The 21,119-nt window shown below is 61.3% G+C and carries 15 protein-coding genes; 2 read left to right on the top strand and 13 right to left on the bottom strand.

Annotated features, from left to right (window positions below; genetic code table 11):
• Nucleotides 1-31: 31 nt before the first annotated feature.
• The gene (locus AB9N64_RS15560; protein WP_014720270.1) at nt 32-769 is read left to right on the top strand and encodes an ABC transporter substrate-binding protein; all 738 of its coding nucleotides are present in this window, start codon (nt 32-34) and stop codon (nt 767-769) included.
• A gap of 106 nt (nt 770-875) precedes the next feature.
• Here AB9N64_RS15560 and yccS read toward each other — a convergent pair whose 3' ends face one another.
• The 10 genes from yccS to betI form a co-directional block, all read right to left on the bottom strand.
• The gene (yccS, locus tag AB9N64_RS15555) at nt 876-3,059 is read right to left on the bottom strand and encodes a YccS family putative transporter (RefSeq protein WP_019817463.1); all 2,184 of its coding nucleotides are present in this window, start codon (nt 3,057-3,059) and stop codon (nt 876-878) included.
• A 208-nt stretch (nt 3,060-3,267) separates the two neighbouring features.
• Nucleotides 3,268-4,446: an NAD(P)/FAD-dependent oxidoreductase gene (locus tag AB9N64_RS15550; protein ID WP_014720268.1), complete on the bottom strand. Its 1,179-nt coding sequence runs from the start codon at nt 4,444-4,446 to the stop codon at nt 3,268-3,270.
• A 150-nt stretch (nt 4,447-4,596) separates the two neighbouring features.
• A complete protein-coding gene (gene dbpA / locus AB9N64_RS15545) occupies nt 4,597-5,934 on the bottom strand; it encodes an ATP-dependent RNA helicase DbpA (RefSeq protein WP_229999345.1) in 1,338 nt (445 codons plus the stop codon).
• Nucleotides 5,935-6,064: 130 nt separating this feature from the next.
• The gene (gene mdtD, locus AB9N64_RS15540; protein WP_014720266.1) at nt 6,065-7,492 is read right to left on the bottom strand and encodes a multidrug transporter subunit MdtD; all 1,428 of its coding nucleotides are present in this window, start codon (nt 7,490-7,492) and stop codon (nt 6,065-6,067) included.
• A 36-nt stretch (nt 7,493-7,528) separates the two neighbouring features.
• Nucleotides 7,529-8,419, bottom strand: coding sequence for an alpha/beta fold hydrolase (locus AB9N64_RS15535; protein ID WP_371359511.1), 891 nt, complete (start codon nt 8,417-8,419; stop codon nt 7,529-7,531).
• A gap of 72 nt (nt 8,420-8,491) precedes the next feature.
• Entirely contained in the window at nt 8,492-9,808 is a 1,317-nt protein-coding gene (locus tag AB9N64_RS15530; protein WP_032902299.1) for a TldD/PmbA family protein, read from the bottom strand.
• The gene (locus tag AB9N64_RS15525) at nt 9,808-11,250 is read right to left on the bottom strand and encodes a TldD/PmbA family protein (protein WP_371359510.1); all 1,443 of its coding nucleotides are present in this window, start codon (nt 11,248-11,250) and stop codon (nt 9,808-9,810) included. The genes AB9N64_RS15530 and AB9N64_RS15525 overlap by 1 nt, the downstream gene beginning before the upstream one ends.
• A 214-nt stretch (nt 11,251-11,464) precedes the next feature.
• Nucleotides 11,465-13,168: a choline dehydrogenase gene (gene betA / locus AB9N64_RS15520; protein WP_060766815.1), complete on the bottom strand. Its 1,704-nt coding sequence runs from the start codon at nt 13,166-13,168 to the stop codon at nt 11,465-11,467.
• Nucleotides 13,169-13,322: 154 nt separating this feature from the next.
• Nucleotides 13,323-14,795, bottom strand: coding sequence for a betaine-aldehyde dehydrogenase (gene betB / locus AB9N64_RS15515; protein ID WP_014720261.1), 1,473 nt, complete (start codon nt 14,793-14,795; stop codon nt 13,323-13,325).
• A 110-nt stretch (nt 14,796-14,905) separates the two neighbouring features.
• Complete coding sequence (gene betI, locus AB9N64_RS15510) at nt 14,906-15,499, bottom strand: transcriptional regulator BetI (RefSeq protein WP_003194919.1); 594 nt, start codon at nt 15,497-15,499, stop codon at nt 14,906-14,908.
• A gap of 389 nt (nt 15,500-15,888) precedes the next feature.
• On the opposite strand from betI, the gene AB9N64_RS15505 reads away from it, so the two are divergent.
• Nucleotides 15,889-17,823 (top strand): BCCT family transporter, encoded by a 1,935-nt coding sequence (locus AB9N64_RS15505; protein WP_224796996.1) that lies wholly within the window; start codon nt 15,889-15,891, stop codon nt 17,821-17,823.
• Nucleotides 17,824-17,980: 157 nt separating this feature from the next.
• On the opposite strand, the gene choV is transcribed toward AB9N64_RS15505, so the two are convergent.
• The 3 genes from choV to AB9N64_RS15490 form a co-directional block, all read right to left on the bottom strand.
• Entirely contained in the window at nt 17,981-19,159 is a 1,179-nt protein-coding gene (gene choV / locus AB9N64_RS15500) for a choline ABC transporter ATP-binding protein (RefSeq protein WP_014720259.1), read from the bottom strand.
• Entirely contained in the window at nt 19,156-20,001 is an 846-nt protein-coding gene (gene choW, locus AB9N64_RS15495) for a choline ABC transporter permease subunit (RefSeq protein ID WP_003194913.1), read from the bottom strand. The genes choV and choW overlap by 4 nt, the downstream gene beginning before the upstream one ends.
• A 69-nt stretch (nt 20,002-20,070) precedes the next feature.
• Nucleotides 20,071-21,018, bottom strand: coding sequence for a choline ABC transporter substrate-binding protein (locus AB9N64_RS15490; protein ID WP_019817457.1), 948 nt, complete (start codon nt 21,016-21,018; stop codon nt 20,071-20,073).
• Between the last annotated feature and the right edge of the window lie 101 nt (nt 21,019-21,119).

Raw genomic sequence — 21,119 nt, 5'->3', positions numbered from 1 at the left:
GGCCACCGCCTGCCCGCCAAGGACTTTGAGCATGCCGCGATTGACTCGTGCCGTTGCTTTGATCGCAGTGCTGCTACTGGCCCAACCAGTGCTGGCACAGCGTCTGCGTCTGGTGGCGGATGGCTGGCCGCCATTCACCGATGCCACCTTGATCAATGGCGGCTTGGCCACGGATATCGTCAGCACGGCCCTGGCCCGTGCGGGGTACGCGAGTGATTTTGAACAGGTGCCTTGGGCTCGTGCGCTCAAGGGCGTGGGCGATGGGCGCTACGATGTGCTGATCAACGCCTGGTACGACGAGGCCCGCACGCAGTTTGGCCAATTTTCTGCTGAGTACCTGCTTAACCGTGTGCGCTTTCTCAAGCGCAGCGACGATGACATCGTTTATCAGAACCTGGCCCGACTGCACGACGAGACCATCGCCGTGGTACGCGGTTACGCTTACTCGGCTGCGTTCGATCAAGACACCCAGCTACAGAAAGTACCGGTGCACAACTTCGCCATGGCGGTGCGCATGCTCGCGGCGCGGCGTGTGCGGTTGACGCTGGAAGACGAATACGTAGCGCGCTATTACCTGGCTCGGGAGTCGCCGCGGGTGCGCAATGCCGTGGCGTTTGTGGGCAAGCCGTTGAGCGAGAACAGCCTGCATATTCTGGTCAGTTTGAAGAACCCCGAGCATGCGCAAATCGTTGCCAGCTTTGATCGGGAGATTGCCAGGATGAAGGCTGATGGCAGTTATGCGCGCTTGATGAAGGCGCATGGGATGTAGCGTGCTTGCGGGCCTCATCCCGGGCCAGCCCGGCTCCCACATTTTGCCCGCCTTCTTATATTGGAACTCGGTCAAATGTGGGAGCTGGCTTGCCTGCGATAGCGGTCTAAGCCGCGCCGGTCTCCTTGATCAGATGCGCCGCCAACGTACGCAACGGCCCCAACTGCCGGCAAATCAACGCCAACTGCGTCTGCACCAACCGCTGCGCCTCATCGATCTCATCGGGCATTTGCTCCAGCTCGGCCGCCAACCCTTCCTCGGCATCACTCTGGATCGCAATCGGCTGTTTATTGGCCAGGCCGGTGGCGATCTCATCGATGCTCGTCGCCAGGCTGTTGCCCGCGCCTTCGATCAAGTGCTCGCGTACGTCGGTCGGTAGCTGAGTATCGCGGTGTGCACCCAATCCGGATAAGTAGCTGAGCAAGGTGTGAGACAGCACCAGGAAGCGGAAGCCCACGTCGGCTTCCTTACGGAAGTGCCCCGGCTCCATCAGCATATTCGCCAGGGTGGTGGACAACGCGGCATCGGCGTTGTGGGCGTTGCGGCGGGCCAGGCGGTAAGCCAGGTCGTCACTCTTGCCGGCGGCGTATTGCTGCATGATCTGGCGCAGGTAGATGCTGTTGCAGGTCAGGGTGTTGGCCAGCACTTTGTTCAAGCGTCGGCCTTGCCAGTCCGGCAAAAACAGGAACACCGCCAGGCCCGCGATCAGGCTGCCGAGCAAGGTATCGAACAGGCGCGGCAGGAACAGCCCGTAGCCATCGCCCACCTGGTTGAAGCAGAACAGCACCATCAGGGTGATCGCCGCCGTCGCCAGTGTGTAGCGGGTGGTGCGGTTGATAAAGAACACCAGGCCCGCGGCGATAGCGAACATCGACTGCACCACCGGGTTGGGGAACAGATCAAACAGCGCCCAGGCCACGGTGAGGCCGATGGCGGTGCCGATAATCCGCTGGCCGAGCTTGCGCCGGGTGGCGCCGTAGCTCGGTTGGCACACGAACAGGGTGGTGAGGATGATCCAGTAACCCTGAGACGCGTGAATGGCGTGCAGGGTGGCGTAGCCGACGGTCAACGCCAGGGACAGGCGCAGGGCGTGGCGAAACAGCAGCGAGGTGGGCGTCAGTTGGGTGCGCAGGCGCGTCCACATTTCCTTGAGGTTGCGCGGGGCGCGGTCCAGCAGGTTACTGTCGGTGGCGTCCGCCAGGGCATCGGGGTTGCTGGCGTCGCCCAGCAGGCGGTCGAGGGTGGACAGGTTGGCCGCCAAGGCTCGAAGTGAACGCAGCAGGCCACGCCAGGCTGGGTTGCTCTGGATGCGCAGGTGCTCCAAGGACGCGTTGAGGTCGCCCAGGGCTTGGGCAAAGCTGTCGTCATAGATGAACGGTTGGCGCAGTTGGATCGACTCAGCCAGGGTCTGGCAGGCCTTGCCTTGCTGGCGCAGCAAGCGCTGGCAGCGAAACAGCACATCGCTATGGAAGAAGGCTTCAGTGAGGGCGTTGTAGGGGTAGTGGGAGGAACTGGCGCGCTCGTGGATGTCCTGGGCCAGGAAGTACAGTTTCAGGTAGCGGCTGACCTTCGAGCCCGGTCGGCCATTGCCGACGCGGTGCAGGATGATTTCCTTCGCGGCATTCAGTGCAGCCACTACTCGGCCATTTTGCTGGGCCAATTCCAGGCGTCGCGCTTCCACATCCAACTGCCGGATCGGTTCGAACAACGATGACTTGAGCTTGAGGTAACGCCCCAGCTCGCGGAACAACCGCGCCAGGCTCTGCTGCACCGGCTGGTTGGAAAACAGCGCCTGCCACAGCACGGACAGCACGCCGTACCAGGCGGCACCGGCGACCAGCAGCAACGGCTCATGCCAGAAATCCGTGACGGCGCCGCCGCGCTGGTCCACGCCGATCATGGTGTAGACCGACAGAATCAAGGTGGCCGAGGCAATCGCGCCATAGCGTTCGCCCAGTGCGCCGAGCATGGTCAGGCCGAAACTGGCCACGGCCAGGGCGACGGCAAATATCCAGGGGTAGGGGAACAGCAGTTCTACCGACAGCGCGGCGATGCTGAAACACACCAGTGTCACCGCCAGCGCGTTGAGGCGGCCTTGCCAGCTGTCATCGGTCTCGGCCAGGGCGCTGGCGATAATCCCCAGGAACAGCGGGATCAGCAGCGTCATTTCATCCTGGTACCAACACAATGCCATGCTGCCGGTGAGGGCGATGAACACCCGTACGCTGTAGCTGAATTTATCCAGCGCCCACAGGCGCCGCATGGACTGCTTGAACGAGGTCGATGACATGAAGTCTGGAGTCTTCCGGGACGTTGTCGCTAAATTGAGCCAGTAATGACGCCACGGCAAGCGTGGCGATCACATCGGACAGCAAAATTTTCAGGATCACTGCAAAACCAATGTGGGAGCTGGCTTGCCTGCGATAACGATGTGGGATTCACTGCCGCTATCGCAGGCAAGCCAGCTCCCACAGGGGGATTGCATCTCAAGGTGCACATCAGGCGTATTGCGCGGCCGCGTAACCCGAGGCCCAGGCCCACTGGAAATTGAACCCGCCCAGGTGGCCGGTCACATCCAGCACTTCGCCGATAAAGTACAGGCCGGGGCTTTTCAGCGATTCCATGGTCTTGGACGACACTTCCCGCGTATCCACCCCGCCCAATGTCACCTCGGCAGTGCGATAACCCTCGGTGCCGGCCGGTACCAGTTGCCAGCTCCCCAGCTTTTGCGCGATATCGGCCATTTCAGCGTGGGTGTACTGCTTCATCGGCTTGGATTCGAACCAGCTTTGGGCCAGCAGGTTGGCCATCTTCTTGGTGAAGATCTCGCCCAGCAGGGTTTTCAACTCGCTGTTGGGGTGTTCGGCCTGTTGCTGTTGCAGCCAGGCATGGGCGTCGTGGTCGGGCAGCAGGTTGATTTCCACCGTGTCGCCGGGGTGCCAATACGAGGAAATCTGCAAGATCGCCGGCCCGCTCAGGCCGCGATGGGTGAACAGGATGTTCTCGCGAAAACTCTGGCCGTTGCAGCTCACCAGGCAGTCGACCGAGGTGCCGGACAACTCGCCGCACAACTCCTTGAGCTGGTCGGTGATGGTGAACGGCACGAGCCCGGCGCGGGTCGGCAGCAGTTCATGGCCGAATTGCCTGGCCACTTGGTAACCGAAACCGGTGGCGCCCAGCGTCGGGATCGACAAACCGCCCGTGGCGATCACCAGGGATTCACAGCGCAGTTCACCCAGGGTGGTTTGCAGTTGATAGCCGCTTTCGAGCTTGGCGATTGCCTCGATGGAGGTGTCCAGGTGTAGGCTCACGCCGGTCTGGATGCACTCGTCGAGCAGCATGCCGAGGATGTCGCTGGACTTGTTGTCGCAGAACAGCTGGCCGAGTTTCTTCTCGTGGTACGGCACGCCGTGCTTGGCCACCAGCCCGATAAAATCCCACTGTGTATAACGGGCCAGGGCCGATTTGCAGAAGTGCGCGTTGTGCGAGAGGAAGTTGGCCGGCTCGGTGTACATGTTGGTGAAGTTGCAGCGGCCGCCACCGGACATCAGGATTTTCTTGCCGGCCTTGTTGGCGTGGTCGATCAACATCACCTTGCGCCCACGCCCGGCGGCGGTCAGCGCGCACATCAAGCCTGCGGCGCCGGCGCCAATGATCACAACTTCGGTCGAGCGCACAGCCATGTCCTCACAAAACTATTGATTTGAAATGCCATCAACCCTGTGGGAGCTGGCTTGCCTGCGATAGCGGTAGTGGATTCACCGTCGCTATCGCAGGCAAGCCAGCTCCCACATTCATTCGGTTCCTGTAATGGGAACTCGGTGTTATTACAAAATGCGCACGCGCAGCGAACGGCCTTTGATCTTGCCGTCATTCAAACGCTGCAACGCCTGCTTGGCGATGCCGCGTTCCACGGCCACGAAGGCCTGGAAATCAAAGATAGCGATCTTGCCGACCTGGGCACCCGGAATGCCGGCTTCACCGGTCAATGCGCCGAGGATGTCGCCTGGGCGAACCTTGTCCTTACGCCCGGCAGCGATGCACAGGGTGCTCATCTGCGGCAACAGCGGGCCACCGCTTTGCGGCTTGAGGTTGTCCAGTTGGTCCCAGTTCAGCGGCGACTTCTGCAGTTGCTCGATGGCCTGGGCGCGGTGGGCTTCGGACGGCGCCACCAGGCTGATGGCGATGCCGGTCTCACCGGCACGGCCGGTACGGCCTACACGGTGGATGTGAATTTCCGAGTCGCGGGCCAGTTCGACGTTGATCACCATGTCCAGGGCGTCGATGTCCAGGCCTCGAGCGGCGACGTCGGTGGCCACCAGCACCGAGGTGCTGCGGTTGGCAAACATCGCCAGTACCTGGTCACGGTCGCGCTGTTCCAGGTCACCATGCAGTCCAACAGCGGAAATGCCCTTGGACGTCAGGTGGTCGACGGTTTCCTGCACTTGCTGCTTGGTAAAGCAGAACGCCACGCAGGAGGCCGGGCGGAAGTGCGCCAGCACCTTGGTCACGGCGTCCATGCGCTCTTCCGGGGAGATCTCGTAGAAGCGTTGTTCGATCTGGTCGTCGGAGTGGAACGCTTCGGCTTTCACTTGCTGAGGCGCACGCATGAACTTGGAGGCCAGTTGCTTGATGCTCACCGGGTAGGTGGCCGAGAACAGCAGGGTCTGGCGGCGCGGTGGGGTCTTGCTGATGATGTCTTCGATGGCGTCGTAGAAGCCCATGTCGAGCATGCGGTCGGCTTCGTCGAGAATCAGGGTGTTCAAGCCGTCCAGCACCAGAGAACCTTTACGCAGGTGCTGCTGGATGCGTCCCGGGGTGCCGACGATAACGTGGGCGCCATGCTCCAGGGAGGCGATCTGCGGGCCGAGGGACACGCCGCCGCACAGGGTCAGTACCTTGATGTTGTCTTCGGCACGGGCCAGGCGGCGGATTTCCTTGGCGACCTGGTCGGCCAGCTCACGGGTCGGGCACATCACCAGCGCCTGGCAACCGAAGTAGCGCGGGTTGATCGGGTTCAGCAGGCCGATGCCGAATGCGGCAGTCTTGCCGCTGCCGGTCTTGGCCTGGGCAATGAGGTCCAGCCCTTTGAGGATCACCGGCAAGCTTTGCGCCTGGATCTGCGTCATCTCGACGTAACCCAGCGAGTCGAGGTTAGCCAGCATGGCGGCGGACAGGGGCAAAGTATTAAAAGCGGTGGCGATGGTAGTCACGGGACTGGCTCTGCAAAACAAAATGTCGCGCAGTGTACCAGTCTCGTGGGATTTTCCTCGCAAGTTCTCGACGAGACGCCCGTTAGTGCTCGATATCGTGCTCGCGGCTGACCACCCGTTTGCCGTCTTTAGGCGACAGTTGCAGGAAGATCGCCGCCGCCAGCATCGCCATGATGCCCACGGTGAGGAAGGTCAGCTGGAACGCGCCGAGGACACTTTCCACACCGTCATTGCCGGCCTCGGCAGTAAACCCGCCAAGCAACGCGCCGGCACAGGCCACGCCGAGGCTGAGGGACAGCTGCGCCACCACCGACAGCAAGCTGTTGCCGCTGCTGGCCTGGGCGTCGTCGAGGTCGATCAGGGTGACGGTGTTCATCGCGGTAAATTGCAGGGAGTTGATGGCCCCCAGTACCGCCAGCATGGCCAACAGCAGCGGGTAGGGCGTTTGTTCGCTGACCAGGCCCATGCTCGCCAGCATCAGGCCCAGGGCCAGGGTGTTGCCGGTCAGGACGATGCGGTAGCCGAGGCGCTCGATAAGCGGGCGTGCGATGGACTTGGCGAACATCGCCGCCGCCGCCAGCGGCAACATGCTCATCCCGGCTTCCGACGGCGAATAGCCCAGCGCCACTTGCAACAGCAGCGGCACCAGGAAGGGCAGTGCGCCGCTGCCCAGGCGCGCAAACAGATTGCCCAGGATCCCCACGGCAAAGGTGCGCGTCTTGAACAGCACCGGCGAGAACAGCGGGTTATCGATATGCCCGGCGCGCAGCCAGTACGCCGCCAGGCAGGCGAACCCGCCGAACAGCAGCAATATCACGCGCAGATGCGGCAGGTGCAGTTCGCCCAGGCCTTCCATGGCGATGGTGATCAACACCATCGCCGCGCCGAACAGCAGAAAGCCCAGGCCGTCGAAGCGCGTGCGCTCGCTGCCGCGCAGGTCGGGGATGAATTTCCACACGGCGTAGCAGCCGATCATGCCCACCGGCAGGTTGATCAGGAAGATCCAGTGCCAGGTCAGGTATTGCACCATCCAGCCGCCCATGGTCGGGCCAAGCAAGGGGCCGAGCAGGCCGGGAATGGTGATGAAGCCCATGATCCGCACCAGCTCGGAGCGCGGATAAGCGCGCAGTACCACCAGCCGCCCGACCGGCAGCATCAGCGCACCGCCCAGGCCCTGGATCACCCGTGCGCCCACCAGCATGCTCAAGCTACTGGACAGCGCACACAGCAGCGACCCGATGCTGAACAGCATGATCGCGCCAAAGAAAATCTTCTTGGTGCCAAAGCGGTCAGCGATCCAGCCCGATGCCGGAATCAGCAAGGCAACGGTGAGCATGTAGGCGATCACCACCCCTTGCATGCGCAGCGGGTTTTCCGCGAGGTCCTGCGCCATGGCCGGCAGCGCGGTGTTGAGAATCGTCCCGTCCAGCGACTGCATGAAGAAGGCAATCGCTACCACCCAGGGGAGCCAGCGGGCAGTCTTGGCATCGAGAGGGGCACGATTCGGCATGGGATCCCTTTTAATTAGCAGGCTATGTGTCGGCGATTATGCGCCATCCGTCGCGCCTTTTCCCACTGGCGGTTCGTCTATAGCTGACAATGTCACATGTTCGCCCACCAGGAAATCCAGCAACGCCCGATGCACTGCCAGCGCGGATTCGCGGGACTCCAGGTCGAGCAGATGGCCGGTGTGTTCGGCCACCGCAAAGCTGCTGCGGCCTACGTAGTGTTTGAACAGCTGGGCCTCGTCAGCCGGCGTGTATTCGTCCAGTGCGCCGTTGAGAAAGTGCACCGGTGTTTCAATCTGCTTGAGCGCCGGCAGGTAGTTGCCATCGCCCAAGCCCAGCACCTGATGAATATGAAAGCGCGCCTGGCGGTACTCGGTGGTGGCCATGGTCGACAGGTGCCGATGGTTATTGCGTTTGAGGCGCGGCGACAGGTATTTGCCCACCGTTTCGTTGAGCAGATGGCCGACCGCCGACTTGTCATCAGCCTCGATCAGCACACGCACGCGCTCGACATATTCCAGCATCGCCTGGTTGAGGTTGGGCGCCAGGGCCATCACCACCGAGCTTTCGATGGAGGGCGGGTTATGCGCCAGGGTCAACAGCGTGGAGATGCCGCCCCAGGAGGCCGAGACTAGATGGTTGACCTCAAAGCGATCCACCAAGGCACGCAGGATTTGCACCTCGTCGTCCTTGGTGACCAGGTCGAGTTCGGTGTTGTGCCCGCGTGACAAGCCAGAGAAGGGCAAGTCGAACAGCAGCACATTGAAGTGCTCGGCCAGGCATTTGCTGGTACGGGCAAAGGAGCGCGTGGTGGATAACGCGCCATTGACCATCAGTACGGTTTTTCTATGTGGGGCGTTACCCAGTTGCTCCACGTGAACGTTGTATTGCTTGAACAGTTTTTCTATGACGAAACTTCCATGGTTCATCTCAAGACTCCAGCTTGCCCAGTCCAGGCAAGGTCATGCATCACGTGCAGGCACGTGGGCGGGTGGCAAGATTTATAAGGTCAGGGTCAAACGCTTGATCAAGGCTCCCGGCAATAGATTGGAGGCAGTATTACGCTGGCTGTAGGTACTGGGCGACAGCAGCAGTTCTCGATCAGTGGTCAACGCTTCAAGCTGTGAGCCAAGCAGGCTGTAAACACTGTCATCAAAGCGCATGGTGCTGACCGGTGCCTTGATTTCGCCATTCTCCACCCAGAAGGTCGCAAAGCGCGTCATGCCGGTCAGGCGCGCTGCCGGCAGGTCGGAGTAGTTCAGGTACCAGAGGTTGCTGATATACAGCCCTGTGCCCAACTGCTTGAGAATATCGGCCTGGGCCAGGTTGCCTGCGGCCATTTGCAAGGCGCTGGGCGACTCGTCGCTGCTGGCGCCGTTGGTGCTCAAGCCGTATTCGGCGGCGCTGCGAGAGTTGATCAACTGGCCCTCGGCCTTGCCTGCGTTGATCAGGGTGACATCCTTGCGCGGGTAGCCTTCAGTGGAAAACGCCTGGCTCAGGGAGCCGCTGATCTGCTCATCCACCGTCACCAGCGGGCTCAGTGACTGATCACCCGCGTACAGGCGTTGCAACGAACTGCCTTTGCTCGCGATGGCCTGGGCCGAAAAACCACCCCAGGTGATGATGCTGATGATTTCTTCCAGCGCTGCCGGCGCCAGGTAGGCGCGGTATTGGCCGGGTGCCAGGGTGTGGAGCGGGCGACCGAGAAACGCCAGTTGCTCACGGGCCTGTTGGAAACGGGCGGCGAATTCGGCGCTGTTCCAGGTGTGCCCGGCGTAGCTGGCTTTTACCGCTTCGCCATTGGCGTGGAACAGGCTGAAGTCGAAATTGAAGCTGTTAGCCCGGTGCCAGCCGAACGCCCCCGATGAGCTGGCGAAACCGCGGCTGATCGGGCCGGCGGCGTAGAAGCCAACCAGGTCCACGCCATCGGCGGCCCGGCTGATATCGTCCAGCACTTGTGCCAGTTCCGGCAGCGGGCGCAGCTGTTCGTTATGGTTGTGCCAGGCGTCGGGGTTCAGCAGCAGGTACGGATCAGGCGGCAACAGCGGCAAGGTTTCGCGCAGTTGTTGCAGGCCGTCGGCCAGGCGCTGGCGATCCAGCTGCGCCTCGCCGGACAGGGTGATACCCAGGTCGGCGTGGCGCCCATCGTTGATCAGCTTGAGGTTCAGGCTGGCCTGCTGTACCTGCCCGGCCTGGCGTACCTGCGCGTGGTTGAAGCGCACGAACTCGGACGCTTCATCCGCGTAGCCGAGGTGAAAGTGTTCTTGATCGGTGACCGCCTGCTTGAGCCAGTCCACCAGTGCCTTGAAATGGTTCATCAGGCATCGCCCCCAAATACATCCACATTGCTGAATACACAGGCCGGCGACGCATGGCCGACACGGATCACCTGGTTGGGTTCGCCCTTGCCGCAGTTCGGTGTGCCCAAGACCTTGAAGGTGCTGGCGTCGCCCACCGCGCTGAGCTTGCGCCAGAACTGCGCGGAAATCGCCCGGTAGTTGGGGTTCTTCACCACGCCCTTGAGTTCGCCGTTTTCGATCAACTGGCCCCACTCGCAGCCGAACTGGAACTTGTTGCGCGCATCGTCGATGGACCACGAGCGGTTGGTCGACATCAGGATGCCGCTCTCAATGCCGCCCACCAATTGCGCGAGGCTTTTATCCCCAGGCTCGATATTCAGGTTGGCCATGCGGTCGATGGGTGCACGGTTCCAGCCGCAAGCGCGGCTGTTGGCGACGCCTGGCAGGTTGGCGCGAAATTGCGATAAGGCCCCGCCCAAGGGCTTGAGCAGCAGGCCCTCGCGAATCAGAAATTGCTTGCTGGCAGGCGTGCCGTCGTCGTCATGAGCGTAGCTGGCAAGCTGTTCGGGGATGTCCGGGTCGAAGGTGACGTTGAGCAGCGGCGAGCCATATTGCAGGTGGCCGAAATCGCTGGCTTTCACAAAACTGGTGCCGGCGTAATTGCGCTCGTCACCGAGGATGCGATCCAGCTCCAGCGGATGGCCGATGGACTCGTGGATCTGCAGGATCATCTGGTCGGGCATCAGCAGCAGGTCACGCGGGCCGTGCGGCGTATTCGGTGCGAGCAGCAATTGCAGGGCTTCGTCGGCCACCTTGTGGGCGGCGCCCACCAGGCCAAAACGCTGGATCACCCCGGCACTGCCTTGCTGGCCGAAGTTGGTACCGCCTAGGGTACGGGTCTGGCTGTCGTTGCCGTCGAAGGCGGTCACACTCAGGCCCGGAAAGACAAAGCGCTGGGCCTGACGCAATTGGGCGCCGGCGCTGTTGAGGTAGATCTGTTCAACCCGCGTGGTCCCCAGGCTGACTTCCCAGCTCACCAGGCGCTCATCCTTGGGCACGGCGGCGGACTCATCGCCGAGCAATTGGTAGCAGTCGCTCAGGGACGGGAAGGGCTGGTCGAGGTCGGGCGACAGGTAGTCGGCGACGTCGCTGGACACCGGTTGCTGGTGCAGGGCGAGCAGGGCGTGGGGCTTGATAAGCCTGGCTTGTTGCTCAGCGCGCTCAAGGGCGGCCTGCAGGCCGGCAAGGGAAATATCGTTGGTCGCGGCGTAGGCTTCCACGCCGTTGAGACGCACGGTGAGCATGGCGCCTTCATCATGGCCCAGGTGAGGCGGCTCGGCGACGTTCTTGCGTACCGACAGGTACTGGCCGGATTCGCGCACGTAGCGCAGGGAGAAAAATTCGGCGGTGGTGCGCAGGGCACCGAAGTGTTTCTTGAGCGTGGCGTGGTGTTCGAACATGGGGCCTTCCTTGTGGGCGGCTCGCGCGGGCAGGCAAACAGAGTAGGCCTGGGCGAGGAGCTGATCAAGGAAAGTGTCGGCGGGTAATTTTGCGGTGTCTGGTCGGGCCTCATCGCGGGCAAGCCCGGCTCCCACAGTTGACCGAGTTGTTCAGGCGAACTCGGTCAACTGTGGGAGCTGGCTTGCCTGCGATGCAGGCGCCGCGGTGCTGGAGTTACTGCGCCAACGGCCCCACTTCACGCAACGGCTTGCCACGCACCGGCGCATCGCCTGCCACGTAGTAATCCGCAGTGCTGCGCGGCAGTGGCTGGCGGCCACGGATCTTGTCGGCGATTTTCTCGGCGATCATGATCGTTGGCGCGTTCAGGTTGCCGGTGGTGATGATCGGCATGATCGAGGCATCGACCACCCGCAAGCCCTGCATACCATGTACGCGGCCTTCGCCATCGACTACGGCCATCTCGTCGGTGCCCATCTTGCACGAGCAGGACGGGTGGAACGCGGTCTCGGCGTGCTCGCGGATGAACTTGTCCAACTGCTCATCGGTTTGCACTTCGATACCCGGGCTGATTTCGCGGCCACGGTACGGGTCCAGTGCCGGCTGCTGCATGATTTCACGGGTCAGGCGGATGCCGTCGCGGAACTCCTGCCAGTCCTGCTCGGTGGCCATGTAGTTGAAGAGGATGCTCGGGTAGTCCCGTGGGTTCTTCGACTTCAGCTGGATACGGCCACGGCTTGGCGAACGCATGGAGCCCATGTGCGCCTGGAAACCGTGCTCTTTCACACCGTTGCTGCCGTTGTAGTTAATCGCCACCGGCAGGAAGTGGTACTGGATGTTCGGCCACTCGAACTCTTCGCGGGTACGAATGAAACCGCCCGCTTCGAACTGGTTGCTGGCGCCGATGCCGGTGCCGTTGAACAGCCATTCGGCACCAATTGCCGGCTGGTTGTACCAGAGCAGCGACGGGTACAGCGACACTGGCTGGGTGCACGCGTATTGCAGGTACAGCTCAAGGTGGTCCTGCAGGTTTTCACCCACGCCCGGCAGGTCGTGGACCACCGGGATATCGAGGCTTTCCAGCAGTTTGGCCGGGCCGACACCGGAGCGTTGCAGCAGTTGCGGCGAAGCGATTGCGCCGCTGCACACCAGCACTTCTTTGCGCGCACGGGCTTCAACACGCTCTTCGGCGGCGCCGATCAGGTAACGCACGCCCACTGCACGCTTGCCTTCGAACAACACTTTGTCGGTGAGGGCATGGGTGACGATGGTCAGGGTCGAACGCTTTTTAGCCGTGTCCAGGTAACCGCGTGCGGTGCTGGCGCGACGGCCGTTCGGCGTAACGGTACGGTCCATCGGGCCGAAGCCTTCTTGCTGGTAGCCGTTCAAGTCTTCGGTACGTGGGTAACCGGCCTGTACGCCGGCTTCAACCATGGCGTGGAACAGCGGGTTGTTGCCCGCTTTCGGCGTGGTCACGCTGACCGGGCCGTCGCCACCGTGCCAATCGTTGGGGCCGATGTCGCGGGTTTCGGCTTTGCGGAAATACGGCAGGCAGTCCAGGTAGGTCCAGTCTTCCAGGCCCGGCAGCTTCGACCAATTGTCGTAGTCCATGGCGTTGCCGCGGATGTAGCACATGCCGTTGATCAGGGAAGAGCCACCCAGGCCCTTGCCGCGCCCGCATTCCATCCGGCGGCCGTCCATGTGTGGCTCTGGATCGGTTTCGTAGGCCCAGTTGTAGCGGCGGCCTTGCAGCGGGAAGGCCAGGGCGGCTGGCATCTGGGTGCGGAAGTCGAGGCGGTAGTCGGGGCCACCGGCTTCCAGCAGCAAAACGGTGACGCCTTCGTCTTCGGTCAGACGGGTCGCCAGGGTGTTACCGGCAGAGCCGGCACCCACAATGATGTAATCGTATTCTTGGGACATGAATGTACCCTCTTTGAAGTGTGGTCAGGTCTGGCGAGTGCTTAGCACTCGATCGCAGGCAAACCAGCTCCCACATTTGATCGGGTTCACACAGAACAAATGTGGGAGCCGGGCTTGCCCGCGATGGCCTCACGGGCAATACAAGGCTCGGGTGTTAGAACACCGAGGCGTAATCGCCCAATTCAACCTGTACCGATTTGATGCGGGTGAAGTTGTTCAGCGAGCTGATGCCGTTCTCACGGCCCACACCCGACTGCTTGTAGCCACCGACCGGCATTTTCGCGTCGGACTCGCCCCAGGCGTTGATCCAGCAGATACCGGCTTCCAGTTGATGAATCACGCGGTGGGCGCGGTTCAGGTCCTTGGTGACCAGGCCAGCGGCCAGGCCGAAGTCCGTGTCGTTGGCGCGGCGGATCACTTCTTCTTCGGTTTCGTAGGTGAGGATGCTCATCACCGGGCCGAAGATTTCTTCACGCACGATCACCATGTCATCGGTGCAGTCGGTGAACACGGTCGGGGCCACGAAGGCGCCTTTGGCGAAGTCGCCTTCGGTGAGGCGGTCGCCGCCGCACAGCAGGCGTGCGCCTTGCTCTTTGCCTTTGGCGATGTAGCCCAGCACGCTTTCCATGTGGGCGAAGCTGACCAGCGGGCCGAAGTTGGTGTTTTCGTCTTCCGGGTTGCCGATGCGAATACGCGCCACACGCTCGACGATCTTGGCTTCGAACGCGGCTTGCAGGTGCTTGGGCACGAACACGCGGGTGCCGTTGGTGCAGACCTGACCGGAGCTGTAGAAGTTGGCCATCATGGCGGTGTCGGCGGCGCGGTCGAGGTCGGCATCGTCGAAAATGATCAGCGGGGACTTGCCGCCCAGCTCCATGGTCACGTCCTTGAGCGAGGAACTCGACGCGCTGGCCATGACTTTCTTGCCGGTGTCGGTACCGCCGGTGAAGGAGACTTTTTCGATGCGTGGGTGCTCGGTCAGCCAGGTGCCGACTTCACGGCCGCTGCCGGTCAGTACGTTGAACACGCCCGCTGGAACGCCAGCCTCGGTGTAGATCTCGGCCAGTTTCAGAGTGGTCAGCGAGGTGACTTCGCTTGGCTTGAAGATCATCGCGTTACCGGCGGCCAGGGCCGGTGCGGATTTCCACAGGGCGATCTGGATCGGGTAGTTCCACGCGCCAATACCGGCAACCACGCCCAGTGGCTCGCGGCGGGTGTAGACAAACGAGGTATCGCGCAGTGGGATCTGCTCACCTTCGATGGCAGGTACCAGGCCGGCGTAGTATTCCAGCACGTCAGCGCCAGTGACGATGTCGACGTACTTGGTTTCCGAGAAGGCTTTACCGGTGTCCAGGGTTTCCAGGGCAGCCAGTTCATCGTTGCGCTCGCGCAGGATGTCCACGGCACGACGCAGGATGCGCGAACGCTCCATGGCGGTCATGGCGGCCCAGATTTTCTGGCCTTTTTCAGCGCTGACCACGGCACGTTCAACGTCATCTTTGGTGGCGCGTTGCACTTGGGCGAGAACTTCACCGTTAGCCGGGTTGATGGCTTCGAAGGTGGCATCGCTGCCAGCGTCGCTGTAGCCGCCGTCAATGTAGAGTTTTTGCAGGTCGAAACGGGCCATAAAGTCCTCGCAAGTGCATAAGTGGTTGGCGTTACCCGCCGAACAGTGGGCCATGGGGGTGTGGCAACACTGAGCGGCGGACGTTCAGGGGTTGAGCGGTTATGTGTGCTCTAACTCACCTGCTTGGCCAATTGGAAATCCATGTATTCGTAAGCGATCCGTTGCGCCTGCTCCGTGTCGAAAGCGTCTCCCGACAGGGCGCCGCGCAACCACAAACCGTCGATCAGGGCCGCCAGGCCTCGGGCTGCTTTGCGTGCGTGCGGCAGCGGCAGCACTCGGCGGAACTGGCAGCACAGGTTGGAATACAGACGTTGATCGTTGATCCGCTGCAACCTGTGCAATGACGGGTGGTGCATGCTGGTGGCCCAGAAGGCCAGCCAGGTTTTCATTGCCGGGCCGTTGACCTGGCTGGCGTCGAAGTTGCCTTCGATGATCACCTGAAGGTGCGCCCGTGGGCTGTCATCCTTCAAGGCACGCCTGCGTTCTTGCACGTTCTCGATCAGCGCATTCATCAGGTAGCGCATCGTCGCTGCGATCAGGCCGTTCTTGTCCTGAAAGTAGTGGCTGATGATGCCGTTCGAGACGCCGGCCAGACGGGCGATCAGCGCAATGCTGGCATCTCCCATCCCGACCCGATCGATGGCCGTCAACGTGGCTTCGATCAACTGCTGGCGGCGTATGGGTTGCATACCGACCTTGGGCATGTAGCACCTCTCCTTAGGCCTGCCGATGGGCGATCCACGTCCGTCGGCTTGAGGGCCAGTCTATTTTGTTTTGATTGAACGTTCAATCAACAAAGAATAAGATCTGCGACAAATGGTCGCTGCCTACAGATGTTTCCTACCTGCGAGCTGCAACCTTCGACACCTGCAAAAACCCTTGAAACAGGCCACTTCAGAGCCTGATCACCGCTTAGGCGGGCTCAAGAATTTTGGGGTGTCTTTATAACACCCGTCCGTCGACTGCCGAAAAATCGATGTCCCGGGATAACCGTTGCCTTGTGTTTCTCTCTCGCACTGCCTGGAGCATCTGCGCCATGAGTTCTGCCTCTCTTATAAAGACCCCACCGGAAAAGGTCCGGGTCAACGGTTGGGTGTTCTACACCTCCACCGCGCTGATTTTGTTGTTGACCGCCATTCTGATCGTCGCCCCGCAGGAGGCCGGGCGCCTGCTCGGTGTCGCACAGGCCTGGCTGTCGAAAAGCTTTGGCTGGTACTACATGGTGGTCATCGCCGCCTACCTGGTGTTTGTGGTCGGCCTGGCGTTTTCGTCCTATGGGAAACTTAAGCTGGGTGCGAAGGACGATACCCCAGACTTCAGCTATGGCGCCTGGGCCGGCATGTTGTTCTCGTCCGGTATCGGCATCTCGCTGTTGTATTTCGGTGCGTCCGAGCCGTTGGACCACTACTTCAACCCGCCCGAAGGCGCTGCCGCCAGCAATGGCGCGGCACGCCAGGCGCTGCAACTGACCTTCCTGCACTGGGGCCTGCACGGCTGGGCGATCTATGCGCTGGTCGGCCTGGCCGTGGCGTACTTTGCGTACCGTCACAACCAACCGCTGGCACTGCGTTCGGCGCTGTACCCGCTGGTGGGCGAGCGTTGGGTGAAGGGCGCGGCCGGCCACGCGGTAGACGGTTTCGGCATGTTCGTGACCCTGCTGGGCCTGGTGACCAACCTGGGGATCGGCTCGATGCAGGTGTCGTCGGGGCTGGAAAACCTGTTCGGCATGGAGCACAGCAATACCAACCTGCTGATCGTGATCATCGTGATGAGCACCGTGGCGACCATTGCCGCCGTGTCGGGTGTGGAAAACGGTATTCGCCGCCTGTCCAACCTCAACATCGTGCTGTTCAGCGGTTTGCTGATCTTCGTGCTGTTGTTCGGCCCTACCTTGCACCTGCTCAATGGCCTGGTGCAGAACACCGGTGATTACCTCAACGGTATCGTGCTGAAAACCTTCGACCTGTATGTGTACGAAGGCGACGGTGCCAAGACCGAACGCTGGATGGGTCTGTGGACTCTGTTCTACTGGGCCTGGTGGATTTCCTGGGCGCCATTTGTGGGCATGTTCATCGCGCGTATTTCCCGTGGTCGTACCGTGCGCGAGCTGGTGGCTGGCGTATTGCTGATCCCGCTGGGCTTTACCCTGGCGTGGCTGTCGATCTTCGGCAACTCGGCCCTGGACCTGGTGTTGAACCATGGGGCGGTGGAGTTGGGCAAGACGGCGCTGGAACAACCGTCCATGGCCATCTACCAACTGCTTGAGCATTACCCGGCGTCGAAAGTGGTGATCGGCGTGTCGATCTTCGTGGGCTTTGTGCTGTTCCTGACCCCGGCGGATTCCGGCGCGGTGATGATGGCCAACCTGTCCTGCAAGGGCGGCAACGTGGATGAAGATGCGCCGCACTGGTTGCGTATCTTCTGGTCGGCGGTGATCACCCTGGTGACCATCGGTCTGCTGTTTGCCGGTAACTTCGAAGCCATGCAAACCATGGTGGTGCTGGCGGGGCTGCCGTTCTCGGTGGTGCTGGTGTTCTTTATGTTCGGTTTGCACAAGGCCATGCGCCAGGACGTGGCCATCGAACAGGAGCAGGCGCAATTGGCTGAACGCGGGCGTCGTGGTTTCAGCGAGCGCTTGAGCGCCCTGGACCTGCAACCGAGCCAGGCCACCGTGCAGCGCTTTATGGACAAGCACGTAACGCCGGCGTTGGAAGAAGCCGCGAGTGCGTTGCGTGATCAGGGCCTGGAAGTGCAGACCCTGCTGGGCAAATCCAAACGCTGCATCGGCGTGCGGATCGAGATGGACGAGGGTAACCCGTTTGTCTACGAAGTGAGCCTGGATGGCTACTCGGCGGCGCCGGCTGACCTGCCTGAAGAAGAGCGCACCCGTTACTACCGTGCCGAGGTGTACCTGCACAACGGGCCGCAGGAGTATGACCTGATGGGCTTCACCCAGGAACAGATCACCCGGGATGTGCTCGATCAGTTTGAAAGCCATCGGCAGCTCCTTGGCCGGGTCTATAGCTGATAATTGAGCTGGCGGCGCCCTCACTGGCGCCGCTGTTGCAAGCATTGAATGCGGTCGAATGTGGGAGCTGGCTTGCCTGCGATAGCAAGGGTGAATCCAGCATAGCTATCGCAGGCAAGCCAGCTCCCACATTGACCGCATTCCTTCAGTTGGGGCCTTAGCCCAAGTTCTTGCCTAAGAGGGCATGGTAGAGCTCACTGTCCCCCAGTATCCCCACCACCTTGTTGTTGTCGTGCAGCACCAGCTTGTTGCCTGTCTGGTAGCGAATCTGCAGTGCATCGCGCATACCGATGTTCGAGTCCACCAGCGTCGGTACGCGGCCCAAGCCTTCCACAGCCTGCCCTGGCGCCCAGTTTTGCAGGTTCATCGCCACGCCATTCTGGCGTGCGCCCTGGATGGTGTTGCCTTCGGCCAGGTCCAGCCAGGAGTCGCCACCCGGATCAAGACACACCGAACCGTTCACGCGCTTGCAGTTGTCCAGCGTGCGCATCAGGCTGCGTCCGCACAGCACGTTCAGCGGGTTGGTATGCGCGACGAAGGTGCGCACATAGTCGTCTGCCGGGTTCAGTACGATTTCTTCCGGCACGCTGTACTGGATGATCTTGCCGTCTTTCATGATCGCGATACGGCTGCCCAGTTTCAGCGCTTCATCCAGGTCGTGGCTGACGAACACGATGGTCTTGCTCAACTTGCGTTGCAGTTCCAGCAGTTCATCTTGCAAGCCTTGGCGGATCAGCGGGTCGAGGGCCGAGAAGGGTTCGTCCATCAGCAGGATATCGGCGTCCATCGCCAGGGCGCGGGCCAGGCCGACGCGCTGCTGCATGCCGCCGGACAACTCGTCGGGCTTCTTGTTGCGCCATTGGCTCAGGCCCACCAGTTCGAGTTTCTCGTCCACCAGCGTGCGCCGTTCTTTCTCCGGTCGGCCCTGCATTTCCAGGCCGAAGCTGATGTTCTCGCGCACCGTCAACCAAGGCATCAGGGCGAACTTCTGGAACACCATGGCGATGCGTTTGGTGCGCATCATTTTCAGTTCGGCGGGGGTGCAGGAGGCGATGTCGATCTGACGCCCTTCATGCTCCACAAACAGCTGGCCACGGCTGACGGTATTGAGGCCGTTGATGCAGCGCAGCAAACTGGATTTGCCTGAGCCCGAGAGGCCCATCAGCACACAGATCTCGCCTTTCTCGATATCCAGGCTGGCGTTCTCGACGCCGACGATCTGCCCGGTCTTCTTCAGGATTTCGTTACGGCTCATGCCCTGGTCCAGCAGCTTGAGCGCTTCGCGTGGGTCTTTGGAAAAGATCACGTCGACTTTGTCGAATCGGATAATGCTCATGCATCACCCCCTACTTTAGCGTCGGGTTGTTTGCAGATACGGTCGAGCATGATGGCGAGCAACACAATGGCCAGGCCCGCTTCAAAGCCCAGGGCAATATCGGCGGTGTTGAGTGCGTTGACCACCGGCTTGCCGAGGCCGTCGGCGCCTACCAGGGCCGCGATCACCACCATCGACAACGACAGCATGATGCATTGGGTAATGCCGGCGGCGATGCTCGGCATGGCGTGGGGCAGTTCAATGCGCGAGAGCAACTGGCGGCGCGAGCAGCCAAAGGCCTTGCCGGCGTCCATCAATTCTTGCGGGACGTCGCGGATACCCAGGTAGGTCAGGCGGATCGGCGCGGCAATCGCGAACACCACCGTGGAAATCAACCCAGGCACCACACCCAGCCCGAAGAGGGTCAGGGTAGGGATGAGGTAGACGAAGGTCGGCACGGTCTGCATCAGATCGAGTACCGGCCGCATCATGGTGTAGAACATTGGTTTATGCGCGGCAACAATGCCCAGCGGCACACCGATGACCACGCAGACCAGGGTGGCGAACAGCACCTGTGCGAGGGTTTCCATGGTTTCCTGCCAGTACCCCAGGTTGAGGATCAGCAGGAAGGAGGCGATGACAAAAACAGTCAGTCCCCATTTACGTTGAATAAAGTGAGCCAGCAGCGCAATCAGACCGATCAATGCCAGTGGATTGAACCAGGTCAGCGCAAACGTCACGCCGTGGATCATCGTTTCCAGTGTCGATGCGATTGCGTCGAAGTAGTTGGCACCGTGTTGGGTCAACCAGTCGACGAAGGCAGCGATGTACTGGCCTAGTGGGATTTTCTGTTCAGTCAGCATGGTAGTGAATGTCCACATGCGAAGGGGAAAACATCCCAGGCCAGCGCACCGGCCTGGGGTCAGCGGGTGCTATTTGGCGAGGTAAGCTTTAACGGCATCGAGCCCTGGTTTGCCATCAACGGTGGTGACACCGGCGAGCCAGGTGTCGAGCACTTGCGGGTTCTTCTGCAACCAGGCCTTGGCGGCAGCGTCGGCCTTCATCTTGTCGTCCAGGACGTTCCCCATCAGGGTGCTTTCCATGTCGAGGGTGAACACCAGGTTTTTCAGCAACTGGCCGACGTTGCTGCATTCCTGGGTGTAGCCTTTGCGGGTGTTGGTGTAGATGGTGGCCTGGCCGTAATTGGGGCCGAACGAGTCGTCACCACCGGTCAGGTACTTCATCTTGAAGCGGGTGTTCATCGGGTGCGGTTCCCAGCCGAGGAACACGATGGCCTGGTTGCGCTTGGAAGCGCGTTCAACCTGGGAGAGCATGCCGGCTTCGCTGGATTCGACCACCTTGAAGCCGGCGGTTTTCAGGCCGAAGGCATCTTTGTCGATCAGTGTCTGGATGGTGCGGTTGCCATCGTTGCCCGGCTCGATGCCGTAGATCTTGCCGCCCAGCTCATCCTTGAATTTGGCGATGTCGGCGAAGTCTTTCAGGCCCTTCTCATACAGCGCCTCTGGGACCGCCAGGGTGTACTTGGCGTTCTCCAGGTTGGCGCGCACGGTTTCCACGGTGCCGGCATCACGGTACTGCTTGATGTCGTTTTCCATGGTCGGCATCCAGTTGCCGAGGAAAATGTCCATGTTCTTGCCGTCGGCCAGGGACTTGTAAGTCACAGGTACCGAAATCATCGTGGTGCGCGGCTTGTAGCCCAGGCCCTTGAGGATCTCGCTGGTGGTCGCGGTGGTGACGGTGATGTCGGTCCAGCCGACATCGGAGAAGTTGACGGTCTTGCACTGTTCCGGTTCTGCGGCGTATGCCACGACTGGCAGACTCAGCATGGCGGCCAACAACAACGAGGGTGAACCTTTCATGTGGGTAGACTCCTGTGTCTTTTCTGGCGGCATTCGCCGCGCTTTATAAGTGTTGCGGTTGGAGCGTGCGACAACAGCTCTGGCGCGGTGCCTTGCAAACG

It is taken from the genome of Pseudomonas sp. KT_2_4, from assembly GCF_041410225.1.
Lineage (GTDB): Bacteria > Pseudomonadota > Gammaproteobacteria > Pseudomonadales > Pseudomonadaceae > Aquipseudomonas > Aquipseudomonas paracarnis.
The sequence above is the reverse complement of the archived record's forward strand: the minus strand, read 5'-3'. Positions and strand labels throughout refer to the sequence as shown.